This is a genomic window from Enterobacter cloacae complex sp. 677-3DZ2D5B (assembly GCF_004136695.1).
GTDB classification, from domain to species: domain Bacteria; phylum Pseudomonadota; class Gammaproteobacteria; order Enterobacterales; family Enterobacteriaceae; genus Enterobacter; species Enterobacter hormaechei_C.
In genome coordinates, this window is sequence record NZ_QFLS01000009.1 from 1 (window position 1) to 13,472 (window position 13,472).

The 13,472-nt window shown below is 54.8% G+C and carries 11 protein-coding genes and 1 pseudogene; 2 read left to right on the forward strand and 10 right to left on the reverse strand.

Annotated elements, in window-relative coordinates:
• The 8 genes and pseudogenes from DD597_RS13405 to DD597_RS13435 all read right to left on the reverse strand — a co-directional run.
• Positions 1 to 831: type VI secretion system Vgr family protein (locus DD597_RS13405; RefSeq protein WP_129256281.1), on the reverse strand; the 831-nt coding region annotated here is incomplete at its 3' end.
• Between the two features lie 4 nt (positions 832 to 835).
• Positions 836 to 1,360: a type VI secretion system lipoprotein TssJ gene (gene tssJ / locus DD597_RS13410; protein ID WP_045895806.1), complete on the reverse strand. Its 525-nt coding sequence runs from the start codon at positions 1,358 to 1,360 to the stop codon at positions 836 to 838.
• 35 nt (positions 1,361 to 1,395) lie between these two features.
• On the reverse strand, positions 1,396 to 2,478 hold the full coding sequence (gene tssG / locus DD597_RS13415; protein WP_129256282.1) for a type VI secretion system baseplate subunit TssG: 1,083 nt from the start codon (positions 2,476 to 2,478) through the stop codon (positions 1,396 to 1,398).
• Positions 2,442 to 4,211, reverse strand: coding sequence for a type VI secretion system baseplate subunit TssF (gene tssF / locus DD597_RS13420; protein WP_129256283.1), 1,770 nt, complete (start codon positions 4,209 to 4,211; stop codon positions 2,442 to 2,444). Before tssF ends, tssG begins: the two co-directional genes overlap by 37 nt.
• Before the next feature lie 32 nt (positions 4,212 to 4,243).
• On the reverse strand, positions 4,244 to 5,833 hold the full coding sequence (gene tssA, locus DD597_RS13425; protein ID WP_370326414.1) for a type VI secretion system protein TssA: 1,590 nt from the start codon (positions 5,831 to 5,833) through the stop codon (positions 4,244 to 4,246).
• A gap of 12 nt (positions 5,834 to 5,845) precedes the next feature.
• Positions 5,846 to 6,598, reverse strand: a pseudogene (locus DD597_RS25150) (type VI secretion system contractile sheath domain-containing protein); the annotation flags it as partial.
• A 34-nt stretch (positions 6,599 to 6,632) separates the two neighbouring features.
• Positions 6,633 to 7,124, reverse strand: a complete 492-nt coding sequence (tssB, locus tag DD597_RS13430; protein ID WP_003856899.1) for a type VI secretion system contractile sheath small subunit — start codon at positions 7,122 to 7,124, stop codon at positions 6,633 to 6,635.
• 614 nt (positions 7,125 to 7,738) lie between these two features.
• Positions 7,739 to 9,355, reverse strand: coding sequence for an ABC transporter substrate-binding protein (locus DD597_RS13435; protein WP_063944976.1), 1,617 nt, complete (start codon positions 9,353 to 9,355; stop codon positions 7,739 to 7,741).
• A 183-nt stretch (positions 9,356 to 9,538) separates the two neighbouring features.
• On the opposite strand from DD597_RS13435, the gene mpaA reads away from it, so the two are divergent.
• Entirely contained in the window at positions 9,539 to 10,252 is a 714-nt protein-coding gene (gene mpaA, locus DD597_RS13440; protein ID WP_063944977.1) for a murein tripeptide amidase MpaA, read from the forward strand.
• Here mpaA and ycjG read toward each other — a convergent pair.
• On the reverse strand, positions 10,243 to 11,208 hold the full coding sequence (gene ycjG / locus DD597_RS13445) for an L-Ala-D/L-Glu epimerase (RefSeq protein ID WP_129256284.1): 966 nt from the start codon (positions 11,206 to 11,208) through the stop codon (positions 10,243 to 10,245). The two genes, mpaA and ycjG, sit on opposite strands and share 10 nt — an antisense overlap.
• Before the next feature lie 106 nt (positions 11,209 to 11,314).
• On the opposite strand from ycjG, the gene tpx reads away from it, so the two are divergent.
• The gene (gene tpx / locus DD597_RS13450; RefSeq protein ID WP_003856889.1) at positions 11,315 to 11,821 is read left to right on the forward strand and encodes a thiol peroxidase; all 507 of its coding nucleotides are present in this window, start codon (positions 11,315 to 11,317) and stop codon (positions 11,819 to 11,821) included.
• Between the two features lie 34 nt (positions 11,822 to 11,855).
• On the opposite strand, the gene tyrR is transcribed toward tpx, so the two are convergent.
• Positions 11,856 to 13,397 carry a transcriptional regulator TyrR gene (tyrR, locus tag DD597_RS13455; protein ID WP_129256285.1) on the reverse strand — a complete coding sequence of 514 codons (1,542 nt, stop codon included), beginning with the start codon at positions 13,395 to 13,397 and terminating at the stop codon, positions 11,856 to 11,858.
• Between the last annotated feature and the right edge of the window lie 75 nt (positions 13,398 to 13,472).

Here is a 13,472-nt window from a genome sequence, read left to right on the forward strand (position 1 = left end):
CGGCTCCGGGTCGCTGTCGTCGCCTGCTTCCCGGTACGGCGCGGCGTAGCGGTAGTGCTCGCCCGTCGTCACCGCATCACTGCGTACGCTGACCGTCGCATCCATCGGCGTGGTGGCTGTCCGGTAGTTGTAATCCCGCGTGGCGACGGTGCCGGTGACAATCCTGTGCCAGGTCCGCACATCCCAGACCGATTCTGCCGCACCGTCAAACAGACCCGATGGTTCGCGGTACGGCAGGCGCACGTCAAACCGGTAGTTAAGCTGGCTGTCGGCAAAAATGTACGTATCCAGACCGCACACATCATCCATCTCCGTACGCCAGTAAATCCCCACCTCAGACAGAATGCGCTGAATGAACTGCAAATCCGTCTCCCGCCACTGGGTAATAATTTCACGCGGCGGGTAGCTGCGCTCCAGCCGGAATTCAAAATCAGGCCCCTCCAGCCCGTGTCTGCGCAGAACCTGCTCCACCACCTCCGGCACGGACTGGTTCTGAAATACGGCGCACTGCCGGGTGTATCCCAGCAGCGCCAGCCGGGAACTGAGCGTGAGCCGGTAGTGAGACTGGTCTTTTGATGTGGACAGCCATTCAAGACGGGTCACTATGCCGTGCACATTTTTACCGCTCCGCATCCGGAAGGAGGCATATTTCATCAGCACCTGTTCCGGGGGAATATTCGCCTGCCCGGAGGTGAACTCGATGTCCCACCGGAAGGGCTCGCTCAGGGCTTCCCTGCCGCGGAAGCGTAAAACATCCGCCGTCACGGTACTGTCATTAATATCCAGAAAATAACGCGTCTGTCCGTCAAAAAGCGCCAGCCAGTTATCCATTACATCACTCCTTTACCGGAACGAGGCTGAGCCAGCCATCACCCAGTTCAATCTTACGGGGTTTGTCCGGGTCGAGGTCGTCACGGGTCAGTACCAGCCGCCAGCGGTTGTCCTGCATGTCGGGACGGTTAAACAGCCCCACCACCGCCACGAACTCAGCGTCTTCATCCATGGGCATATTAAGCGTCACGCTGCCCCCGGGCATCACCAGCAGCTCTTTTGACGCCAGCTCGTCCTCTTTCAGGACCGTATCGGCCTTACGCAGCAGCGTCTGGTAGTCTGCTGCATCAATATTCTTACGGTCTTTAAGCTGGTAGACCCGCACCATCGTCGCCAGCGGCGTCTGTGCGCCATCGGCATTTATGGCCGTGCGCGGGGTAAAATCCAGATGCAGCGTTTTAATTTTCTTGTAGAAGATGGATTTCGTGATGCTAACCGTACCGTCCGTGACGGTCTGTGTCAGACCGCAGCCTGTGAGCAGACCACAGGCAATAAGCGTCAGCGCCCACCAGCGGGTTACTGTTGCCATTCAAAAGTTCCTTTATTGAGAATGTGAATACGTATTTAGTCGAAGCGGTAATGCCCGTCTTCAGCGGGAGGGAACACTGAACACCGGAGTCCTTCATAGCAGCCCAGACTGACGGTCAGTGTTTCCCGGTTATCGCTGAGTCTGCCGTCCTTCAGTCCGAGCAGGCCGGTACGCCCGAGCTGAATACGCCTGCCTTTGCCAAGGCGCGGCTCAGGCAACAACCACACGGGTACAGTGAGGCGCAGTCGGGCATTGCTGCGGTAACCAAGATAGACGCGCATCAGGACCAGCAAATCGGTATGGAGGATGCCACCGGGTAACCAGCCTTCGGCTTCGCCGGGATCTTCCGTGGCCAGTGTCACCAGCACTCTGCTACAGGCTTCCCTGCCCGTTTTACCCAGCGTGGCCCGCTGTGAAAGATGAACGCGGTTTCCGGTACCCAACCCACTGCGATTATCGATATGGACCTTTACCGGATCCGGTTCGGTGATAAATACCCGGGTATTCGGTGCCAGCAGGCTCACCAGAGCCTGGATGCCTTCAGCATTGCGGGTGGGCAATCGCATGGTACCCAGCAAGGCCAGGAAACGGGAAACCGGTGTTGCCACCTGATCAGCCGTGCCCGGTATACCGAGTCCCACCAGACCCAGCAGACATTGCGATGTGGCATCGCGCCCCCCCGCCTCAAAGGTGGCCGGATACGCGTATTTTCGCCAGATCCGGTAATACTGCGTGGTGATGCGGTGGCTGAAGATATCCAGAAACGAGGTGACCGCCTCATAGCCTTCCCGGCGCTGTGCAATGTCATCCAGATAAGACGTCGGCAGAGGGGAGTCCACGCCATACATCCCCAGAAATGTCGTGCGGACCGTTGGAGGCAATGTCGGATGGTCTTCGTCGGTCTCCACCGCTTTCAGGGTGCTGACCGGGAAACCCATTCCCGGCCAGGGTCTGAAACGTACCGGGTCGTTGCCCGGATGGCTGGTGGTGCCCAGTTTTGGCGCGTCCGGATTTTCCTGCTCCAGCAACTGGCAGAAACGATAGAAATTGACCCGCCAGATTTCTTTATCAAGAGCTAACGTCAGCCCGGTACGTGCTGGCTGTGATTCTCGCGCCATCTCAGTCGTTTCCCTGTCGGTTGCAGTACCAGCGTGAGCTGGTTAAAGAGGTGAATATCGGCATAGAGCGCGAAGAACCGGTGCAGCATCTCGCCGAAGAGATTCACATCGCCCTCGCCTGCAAAATTGTCCATATTCAGCGTGACCTCAATGTCCACTCCCCGCAGCATAAAGCCCTTCTCAAAACGGCGGATCAGAGTGTGCTTCACGGCGACGATTGCTTCAAGCCGACGGCGGTTCATTTCATCGTCGGTCCAGTCGTACAGCGCCAGCGTGCCCCGCAGGACCTCAGGATTGTCCATCATGCTGAGGAAGTTTGAGCCGAGGTGGCTCATCACTCGCCAGTGAAAGCGGTCGTTTGCAGGGGGATACAGCGGCATCGTCGGTGCTGTGAGGTTGAGGACCCTGACGGGCACCTTGCCGGATTTGACCACCCTGTCCAGCAAAGTACTTTCCAGTGCCTTACGCGGAAGCTGACCGTTGGTCCCGGTTATTCGCATCGAGAGTGACTCCGGTTTTTCGGACAACTGCTCCAGTTCAAACGAGCGGCCACCGAGAATTAACCAGGTGTCATACAGGCCAGAGGGACCGCGTTTCACGCGGGTGTGGTAATAACGTTCAGGGGCATCGTGGCGCATCATACCGCCCCGGTGTCGGAAGCTGGTGAACGGTACATAAGGATGTTTGCCATTCTTGACCGCGCCGTGAATATTATCGACGCTGTAAATCTCGGTGTGACCATCCTGAAGACGCAATGGCCTGAGCAGGTATTCGTTCTCCAGAGGATTTAGCGTCAGCGGGTCGGCTTCCAGGGTAAAAAGGTTGATAACCGGCGCACAGTGCAGCCGGAAGTCTTCCGTCTCAAAGGGCAGATCGGATGACCAGGCTTCACTGAGTACAATGTCGATTTCAAACCAGGTGCTGGCCGCATTGAGCCCGATAGTGTCGAGACCGCGCAGCTCCACAAACATAAACTTTGGACGGAAGCTGAAATACTCCAGCAGCAGCTGGTAACCACTGAAGGCCGTATCGGCTTTTTTCCACAGGCCGTCATTGTCATCGAAGCCCATGGGTTTGCACCAGCCATCAAACTGATGACGTTCAGTATGCGTCCCGGCATGACGCGCATACATGGTATGTACACGCCGGGTCATTGCCAGATGCAGCGCAGAACTCACAGGACTCTCTGCGTTAAGGAATATGGCGACCTTGTCGATCCCGGCTTTACTCCAGTCCACTTTTTCAGGGCATTCGAAACGCAGACGGATAGCAGAGCGTCCATCGTTTTCAGTATGCAGGCGGGCATCTGCAAGGTGCAGCGGTTGTAGCGGCACATCGCGGGTCGTCCGGTACTGACAGGCGGTTTTATGCGGCCCGACAGGACGTGACAGAACGGAGAAGCCTTCAACCAGCATTTCGGCCTGACGCAGACCACGCCAGTCAGGCGAAAACTCAACGATGGCCAGCGACGGGATAGTCCGCATATAGTGCGGCCACAGCAGACTCACCAGTCCTTCAGTCAGTTCCGGCAGATCATCATCCAGCTTTTCTCGCAGACGGCCCATCAGGAAGGCAAAGCCTTCAAACAGGCGTTCCACATACGGGTCCCGGGCTCCGGGCTTATCGAGATTGAGCATTGCCGCCCGGTCCGGATGTGCCCGGGCAAATTCTTTTCCTGCCTCGCGCAGATAGCGCATTTCGGCTTCAAAATAGCGCAGGGTTAAATCATCCATGCTCGGTATTCCTGATAGTTAACAGACAAAATTCAGCCACACAGCACCATGGCACGGGCAGGATCGATGGTAATCAGCCCCGCCAGCAGGGCATCCATCTCAGGCATCAGCCGGATTTTATCGGACTCGCTGCGACCGGCTTTCATGCGCAACAGTTTCAGACGGCGGGCCTGAACTTCGAACATCAGGCCCGGCTCCCAGTCCCCCATCGTCAACTGCGCCGCACCGGATGTCAGCTCGGCCAACAGATGAAGCGCCATGTCGTTACGCCCGTATTGTTCCGCAACACGGGCCATCAGCAGGCGTATCAGCCAGCGATTTCGCGGAGAGTCCAGTCCGGGGCGGGTCTGGAGCCACGTCAGAGCCGCTTCGGGCCCCTCACTGTCACCCTTCTCCATCGCCTCGGCCTCAAGTGACAGCACCTCGTCCCCGTATCCGGTTGCCGTCGTGACCGGCTCGCTACCGAATGACAGCCCTTCCTCATTCACCTTTTCCGCAATCCATCCCGTTGTCACCTCATCGGCAAACGGGGTACCGTCATTCCAGGCCAGGCTTTCAAGCCCGGGCAGACGCCTGAGGAGGAACCGAAGATCCAGCAGGACTGACTCCGCCAGGTTCTCCCAGGGCTGTCCCGCATGGCTGAGTCCCTGCCAGAGGTACCACTGGAGATCGAGCCAGAAATGATTCACCCCTTCGCAGTACATCTGGCCGGCCTGCTCCACCAGCTCAGCCCAGCTTTTTTGCAGGTACAGACGCTTCAGCTGCGCCCGGTACTCTGGTTTAGGCGGAATCAGCCGGGTACGACCACTGCTGTCCAGCGGTGGAATTTGATCGACGGTATCCCAGCGAACGGTTTTCATCAGCCGGTGAGAGGCCAGCCACCCCTGGGGTTGTTCTCCGAGCCAGCGGGAGAGTACCTTTGCCTGATCCAGCAAATCGCGCCCCGACTTCACGTCCGTCAGCAGTGGCGACGGAGAAAAGACAGCGTCATGCCCGGTATCCTGAGTGCTGCTGTTCTGGGGGATTAGCGCTGTCACCCCGCCAGAACGCGCCAGACGGTTTTCCAGCGCGCTACAAAGGCCAGCGAATGCGGGTTTTTCATTTTCAGGCCAGTCTGAGACCACCTTACTCAGCAGAGTGACCGCTCCGGCCGTCAGGCCGGCATCATCCCGTTCGACTTCCGGCCAGCGCGAGAGCGTATCAAGTACTTTTGTACTGTTGAGCCACTCCAGCGCGGCTTTCCGGGCATTCGGGCGCAGCGGATGACAGTGTCTGCCATAGCGGGACAACATCGCGACCAGCAGCAGTATCCCTTCCGCCAGGCCTTTCTCGCCGTCACGGCTCAGCCGGGCCTGGGTATACCAGGTAACAACACGGATATCTTTGGCGCATTCACACAGTATTTTTTCCGCCAGCGTGCAGAGCAACTCCGGATCGGTGCCCGAAAGTTTGTTGATTTCTTCACGCATCAGTTGGAAATCATCGTCACAGGCCGGATCGTCACCCGTTTCCTCCCCAGGGCGGATCGGTTTTAACCAGTTCTCCCAGAGGGACAGGGTGCCGGAGGCGCTTTCAGTAAGGCGCAACTGCGCTTCGTGGTTAGTGGTGCATGCCGATAACAGGGCTTCGTCGGTGTCGCGGAAGGATTTCCACTTGATGTACTCCGCGCGGTCGAAGTAGTTGCCGATATCCTTAATTGCAGCCACCTCTTCCATGGAGTCTTTCAGGAAGAATTTCGGACCGACAGAGCCAATAAACGGCATATGTGCGGCAGCTGACACTTTAGAGATGTTGCGCAGTAGCGCCACATCCTGCGGGCTGGCGTCAAATTCATAGGATGAAATCACGGAGCCAATCGGCTCGCCGCCCGGGGTGTCGTATTCGGCGGTATAGGTGTGCCAGTAGAGGCCGCTCTGGATAAGTTCCGGCGCGTCTTCAAAGTCCTGACGCAGATCTTCTTTCGACACATCCAGAATTTCGGTTTTCACGTTCTGGCGGTAGTCGGTGCTGTCCACCAGCTGCTTCAGGCCGCGCCACAGGGACTCCACCTTCTGGAACTCCTGGTGATGCATTACGGCATCCAGCTGACGGCTAATCTGGAAATCCAGTTCGGCGATATGGCGGTCAATCAGCGTTTTGTCGAGCTTCTCCACCGGCTGACCGGATTTGCGGATGCAGTCCATAAACACCTGCATCGCCGCCGTCAGGCGTTCACCCGCCGGAGCGTCAGAAAGCGCGGCGTCATCCAGAAACGCATTGATATCCCCCAGGCTGGAGGCCGGGGTCAGGTTGATTTTTTCAAACAGGGAGGCGTAAACGCCCTCTTTTTCCAGTACGGTGGTCTGCCCCTGCGCGGAGGCGGTTTCAGTATTTACAGACATCAGCATATTCCCGGTTAATCCATTAAATTACACATGCCGCTTATTTCGGGGCCAGTGCACTCATTTCGTCGCGTAATTCCTGAGACAGCGCCGGGTCTTTAAGAATTTTCTCGAGTTCTTTTCTGAAAGTGGCGTTATCAAGGAGATTGGATTTGAGGTCGCGTAATAAATTACGCATGGCCAGCATGGCGCGGAGCTGGGGGATCTGGCGGGCAACCTGTTCAGGTTCGAAATCCTTAATATCGGAGAAATTCAGTTTTATGCTTTCTTCCGAACCATCCCCGGCCATTGTGTTAGGAACCGTCAGATTCACTTCCGGGTTAAATTCCGAAAGTACGCTGTTGAAGTTATTTTTATTGACGTTAATTTTCTCCCTTTCCGATAATGGGCGATTCTCTTTTCCATTACTGAAATCACCGACGGTGAGGAGTTTAAGCGGCAGTTCGATTTTCTTCTGCGCGCCACCTGTATGCAGAGCCAGCTTTAAGTTTATGCGTGCCTTGGGCACCTCATTCTGGAATGAATCGGCCATAGCAGTCCCTTTCTTTAAAAGAAATAAATGTTAAGTGAGTGACGTTTCTTTACAAAACCATATTAGAGCAAAAGCCCATTTAAAATCAACTTCTCAGATCAAAGATCTACTATTGGACTTTTCTTAAGAATATTCCACTAAATTATTGTACTCATAAATGCCATAGATACATGACATACAGTAAAAATTAACTATTTATTCACATTAATTTGGCAGGAATGACTGCTTAGTTTGGAAATATTGAACTTATTATTCCATGAGGTTGAATAATTGATTTACATCAATGCATTTATTAACACAACTCGTAACAGCGCAGAGAAATAAGGTTTTAATTCAATAAATAGCCTGAATATGAAAAAATCCTGTATCGGACAAATTTAATCTTAAAAACAGTAATGACTATACTGCTACAGGAATGGCGAATAAATGACTACGCGTTTTTCGATAAACGGGAGAAAGAATCTCTCTGAAGATATTCATCATGACAATGAGTGATGGGCTGATATGAAGGGGATATTCGGTAATAACCAGGCTGTAAAATCATGCCCCCTGAGAGCGGGCGCTTATGCAGTTAATGGATGTTTACCATAATCACGTAGCGCCCTGACCTCTTTTTAATGCTTTTCAATATACATTGTACGGCTGTACGCAACATCCTCTGGGTTATTTATCGGATAACCTTTAACCCATGGCTTGATGAGACGTCCATTGGTGTACTGATAAATAGGGGCAATCGGTGCTTTCTCGGTAAGGATCTTCTCGGCCATGTTGTAGTCGGCATTACGCGCTTTTTCAGTGGTTTCGAGCGTCGCCTGATGAATAATCTTATCGTAAGCAGGATCGTTGAATCGTGAGATATTCCCGCTATGGGAGGAGGTCAGCAGCGACAGGAATGTCGACGGCTCGTTGTAGTCCCCTACCCACGATGCACGGATGACGTCAAAATTCCCGGTATTGCGGCTGTCGATGTAGGTTTTCCACTCCTGATTCTGCAACTTAACGTCAACACCCAGATTTTTCTTCCACATGGATGCGACGGCAATCGCGATTTTCTGGTGGTTTTCAGACGTGTTATACAGCAGCGTTAATTTTAGCGGACGCTGAGGGCCATAGCCTGCCGCCTGCAACAATGTTTTCGCCTGCGCATTCAGCTCTTGCTGCGACATCTGCTCAAATGGCGAGGTTTCCGGCGTAAAGCCCGCAGTGACATCGGGAGTAAAATGCCAGGCCGGTTTCTCACCGGTCCCCAGGACTTTTTCCGCCATAATACGTCTGTCTATAGTCATGCTGAGCGCGAGACGTACGCGGGCATCCGCGGTTGGGCCTTTTTGCGTGTTAAACGCGTAGTAATAGGTCCCAAGCTGTGGCGGTGTATAAACCTGTCCCGGAATATCTTTAAGCAGCTTCTGGTACATGTTTTTCGGAAACGATTCTGTAATATCGATATCGCCCGCCAGATAGCGTTTGGTCGCCGAGGACTCCTGGTTGATCGGCACAAAGGTGACTTTTTTAAGCACCGTCCTGGCGTTATCCCAGTAATGTGAATTCGGCTCAACCACCAGTTTTTCATTCACCACGCGATCTTTCAGCACATAAGCACCGTTGCCAATGAGCGCGCCAGGGCGCGTCCATTCCTTACCGCTCTCCACATTGGCCTTTTGAACAGGATAAAACGCGAAGTTAGCCGTCAGATTACTGAACCAGGGTAGCGGTTTGTCCAGCTGCACGCGCAGCGTTTTAGCATCGACCGCCGTCACGCCGAGCGTATCCGGAGCAGCTTTGCCGTCGATGATGGACTGGGCATTGTTAATGCCCGCCAGCGCCGCAAACCAGGCGAAAGGTGACGTTGTTTTAGGATCAACCAGACGACGCCAGCTATAGACAAAATCTTGTGCCGTCACTGGGGTACCGTCAGACCACTTAGCGTTATCCCGCAGCGTGAACGTCCAGACGCGGTTGTCATTGCTCTGCCAGCGCGTCGCCACGCCGGGAACTAACTCCCCTTTTTCGTTCTGATTTACCAGCCCTTCATAGAGGTCGCGAATCACCTGTATCTCGGGCAATCCCACCGCTTTTGCCGGATCGAGCGAAGCGGGCTCATCTTTGATATGTCGAACCAGGTCCTGCTTTTGCGCCAGAACCGTTCCTTCGGGAACCTCCGCGGCATATGAAAGTGAAGAAAGCCCGCACAGCCACAGCGCAGTACAAAGAAGCGAAACAGGATGCTTCATACGATCCCCTTAATGATGTCAGGTAACAGGCAGATGCGTAATTATTTGTTTCGAAACGGAGAAATGCAAATGCTTCCTCTGGAAAGTTGATGTCAGGCAATTTTCCACACACACGGAAACTATTTGATTAAGCGCGGCTTTTGCACAACACTGCCAGAAGTGACTTTATCATCAGGGTTTACTATGGCAACTACCCGACCAAGAACGGAACGCGGTGCCTTCCCGCCAGGAACTGAACATTATGGACGCTCATTTTTAGGCGCGCCGCTGATCTGGTTTCCGGCCCCCAAGGCCGATCGCAATAGCGGCTTAATCATTGCAGGCACGCATGGCGATGAAAACTCGTCTGTCGTGACGCTCTCGTGCGCGCTACGTACGCTGGCCCCCGATTTACGACGTCATCATGTGATTTTGACCGTCAACCCGGACGGTTGTCAGCTTGGATTACGGGCGAATGCACGCGGCGTTGACCTGAACAGGAACTTCCCGGCGGCAAACTGGCGCGCCGGTGAAACGGTGTATCGCTGGAACAGTTCGGCGCAGGAGCGAGATGTGGTCCTGCTCACGGGAGACAAACCCGGTTCCGAACCGGAGACTCAGGCGCTGTGCCAGCTTATTCATAAGATCCACCCGGCCTGGGTTGTCTCTTTCCACGATCCCCTCGCCTGTATTGAAGATCCTCGTCATACGGCGCTCGGGCAGTGGCTGGCGGATGCGTTTGCTCTACCTCTGGTGAGCAGCGTTGGCTATGAAACACCCGGGTCGTTTGGCAGCTGGTGCGCAGACCTCAGCCTTCACTGTATCACCGCAGAGTTTCCGCCCATCTCCTCGGATGAAGCGAGCGAAAAATACCTGCGGGCGATGACAGATCTCCTGCGCTGGCAGCCTCAAAGATGAAGTACGCCGGAGGTAAAATTCAGCGTGGGTGAGACGTCAACCGCCAGCCAGGTTGGGCCGTCCAGATCGGCAAAGCGCACGCTGTTCACCAGCGGGAGCGCAGCGCCGATCGCTCTGGACGTACACAACATACAGCCCAGCATCAGAGCAAAGCCTTGCGCCTGCGCATCTTGTGCCAGAGCCAGAGCCTCGGTTAATCCACCTGTTTTATCCAGCTTAATGTTCACCATTTCGTAACGTCCCTTGAGGGCTGACAGGCTCTCACGGGTATGACAGCTTTCGTCTGCACAGACGGGAAGCGGATGAATAAAATTCGCCAGCGCGGCATCGTCTTCTGCCGGGAGGGGTTGCTCCAGCATGGCAACGCCCAGATCGGCAAGCAGCTGACAACGGGCTGCCAGCCCTTCGCTGTGCCATGATTCGTTCGCATCGACGATAAGAGTGGCATCAGGCACCGCCGCACGAATGGCGACCATGCGTTCGCTAATCAGACGATCGTCGAGCTTCACCTTTAATAATGTTGCACCGGTGGCATACAACGCCTGAGCGCTGGCGGCCATTTGCTCTGGTTCACCGATGACCACCGTTTGCGCGGTGACGATCGATTGCGGCAGCGCAACGTCCAGCAGCGCAGGCAGCGGTTTTTGTTGTTTCGCCGCTTCCAGACTCCAGAGTGCGCAGTCAATCGCGTTGCGTGCCGCGCCGGCCGGCAACCGAAACTGAAGAGCCTCACGCGTCAGACCCGCCTGCAACTCGGGCACTACCGTCATAATTTGCGCCATGACTGACGCCAGGCTTTCTCCGTAACGTGGATAAGGGGTGCATTCTCCGACGCCTTTTACGCCGTTCTCTTCACATTCAACCACGACCACGCAGGCCTCATTACGGCTGCCGCGCGAGATCACAAACGGGGTGTGCAATGGCCAGGCTTCTTCATAGACCTTAACGCTTCTCATCACTGACTCCTTGCAGGCCGGAAAGGCAGAAAATTGGTTTGCCGTGCTAACTGCGGATGACATACACTAGCCACGACGTTAACTATTTGTAAACAGGAAGATATCTATGTCACAACTCGTTCATTTCCAGGGCAACCCGGTTGCTGTTGCAGGTTCCATCCCACAGTCTGGCAGCAAAGCGCAGCCTTTTACTCTGGTGGCTAAAGATCTGTCTGACGTCACGCTGAGCCAGTTTGCTGGCAAACGTAAAGTCCTGAACATTTTCCCAAGCATCGATACTGGCGTTTGCGCTGCATCAGTGCGTAAATTCAACCAGCTGGCGACCGAAATGGACAACACCGTAGTGCTGTGCATTTCTGCTGACCTGCCGTTTGCCCAGTCCCGCTTCTGCGGCGCTGAAGGCCTGAGCAACGTCATCACCCTTTCCACTCTGCGCAGCCCGGATTTCCTGGAGAAATACGGTGTTGCCATTTCCGAAGGCGCGCTGAAGGGTCTGGCTGCTCGAGCGGTGCTGGTGATCGACGAAAACGACAACGTTGTTTTCAGTGAGCTGGTCAACGAAATCACTACCGAACCGGATTACACCGCTGCACTTGAGGCGCTTAAAGCCTAAACGTAAAAAAGCCTCTGCAAAGAGGCTTTTTTATTTATTCGTCACCCTTCTTCTGATTTAACCCATACTCGCGCAACTTATTCGCAATCGCGGTATGTGACACCCCAAGACGTTTAGCCAGCTTGCGCGTGCTCGGATAGCTGCGATATAGCTGCGTTAACACCGAACGCTCGAAACGGCTGGTGATGTCATCCAGCGAGCCTTCCATTGCCTCTTCGCCTACCGAGACCGTCCCGGCATCGTAATCCGGCAATAGAATATCCTGAGGGCGCAGTTCATACCCTTCAAGCTGAGTTAATGCGCGATAGACCGCATTTTTAAGCTGACGAATATTGCCCGGCCAGCCGTATCGCGTCAGCACGGTGCCCAGGTCGGCAGAGAGCTTCGGACGCGGCACGCCCTGCTCATCGGCAAAACGGGCCACGAACAGTTCTGTCAACGGCATGATGTCCTGTGGGCAATCGCGCAGCGGCGGAATATTGAGCGTCAGAACGTTGAGACGATAGTAGAGATCTTCGCGGAATACCCCTTTCTGCACCAGCTCCACCAGGTTTTTCTGGGTGGCGCAGATGACGCGCACGTCCACGTGAACTTCATGATCTTCCCCCACGCGGCGGAACGTGCCGTCATTGAGGAAACGCAGCAGTTTCGCCTGCATGCGTGGCGACATTTCGCCAATCTCGTCCAGCAGCACCGAGCCGCCATTCGCCTGTTCAAAGAAGCCTTTTTTACCTTCCGGCGCATGCCCGAACAGCTCACTTTCAACGGCATCTTCAGGAATAGAGGCGCAGTTCAGCGCCAGATACGGTTTTGCCGCACGCGGGCTGGCCATGTGCACAGCATGCGCCAGCAGATCTTTCCCCGTACCGGTATCCCCGGTAATCAGCAGCGGCGCCGTAAGATTTGCCAGCTTGCGCGCCTGGTCGATCACATGACGCATCTTCGGGCTCACCGCAATAATATGGCTGAATGCGCCGACGTCCTGGCTGGAAAGGTTCTGTAACTGACGCCCCATTCGCACCGTGGAGCGCAGCATGATCACTGCGCCGGTCAGCACCCGCGCGGCATTTTCCCCTTTCAGGTAGACCGGCGTGATCTCCATCAGGAAATTCTGTCCGTTGATGACGACATGCTCGCTATGGGTATTTTGCGGGTTGCTGTCCAGCCAGCGCTGGAAATTAAAACCGGTGATCAGTTGCGTGGCGTGGTGCCCGATAAGTTTTTCCTGAGTCTGCGCAAACAGCTGGCAGCTGGCCTGGTTAACGCGCTCGACTTTATTTTTCAGATCGAGAGAGAGAAACGGCTCCGGCATTGCTTCCAGCAGCGCGCTCAGCGCAAGATGTTCCCGCTCGGACGGCATCCAGGGGATGGTGCGTACATCCGTAACGCCAGCGATACGGCGGATTTCCGCCATCAGGCTACTGAAGGTATTAAATTCAATTTCGGCAAAAATGAGGTAAATTCGCCCGACAGGGTCGATCTCTATGCCACGTAAATCAATGCTACGTAAAACAAGAAGATCGAGTAACTCGCGGGTCAGACCGAGACGGTCCTCACAAAAGACTTCCAGACGCATGGGAAATTCACCGTTTAAGCCAATAACAGTAAAATGATATGTCAGATCACGGTGTTCGGGAAGGTGGCTGTCAAC

What these genes read in the sequence shown, in the direction of transcription:
- tpx (WP_003856889.1), top strand. Translation starts at nt 11,315, where the DNA reads ATGTCACAACTCGTTCATTTCCAGGGCAACCCGGTTGCTGTTGCAGGT.
- ycjG (WP_129256284.1), bottom strand. Translation starts at nt 11,208, where the DNA reads ATGAGAAGCGTTAAGGTCTATGAAGAAGCCTGGCCATTGCACACCCCG.
- tssG (WP_129256282.1), bottom strand. Translation starts at nt 2,478, where the DNA reads ATGGCGCGAGAATCACAGCCAGCACGTACCGGGCTGACGTTAGCTCTT.
- tssF (WP_129256283.1), bottom strand. Translation starts at nt 4,211, where the DNA reads ATGGATGATTTAACCCTGCGCTATTTTGAAGCCGAAATGCGCTATCTG.
- tyrR (WP_129256285.1), bottom strand. Translation starts at nt 13,397, where the DNA reads ATGCGTCTGGAAGTCTTTTGTGAGGACCGTCTCGGTCTGACCCGCGAG.
- tssB (WP_003856899.1), bottom strand. Translation starts at nt 7,124, where the DNA reads ATGGCCGATTCATTCCAGAATGAGGTGCCCAAGGCACGCATAAACTTA.
- mpaA (WP_063944977.1), top strand. Translation starts at nt 9,539, where the DNA reads ATGGCAACTACCCGACCAAGAACGGAACGCGGTGCCTTCCCGCCAGGA.
- DD597_RS13435 (WP_063944976.1), bottom strand. Translation starts at nt 9,355, where the DNA reads ATGAAGCATCCTGTTTCGCTTCTTTGTACTGCGCTGTGGCTGTGCGGG.
- tssJ (WP_045895806.1), bottom strand. Translation starts at nt 1,360, where the DNA reads ATGGCAACAGTAACCCGCTGGTGGGCGCTGACGCTTATTGCCTGTGGT.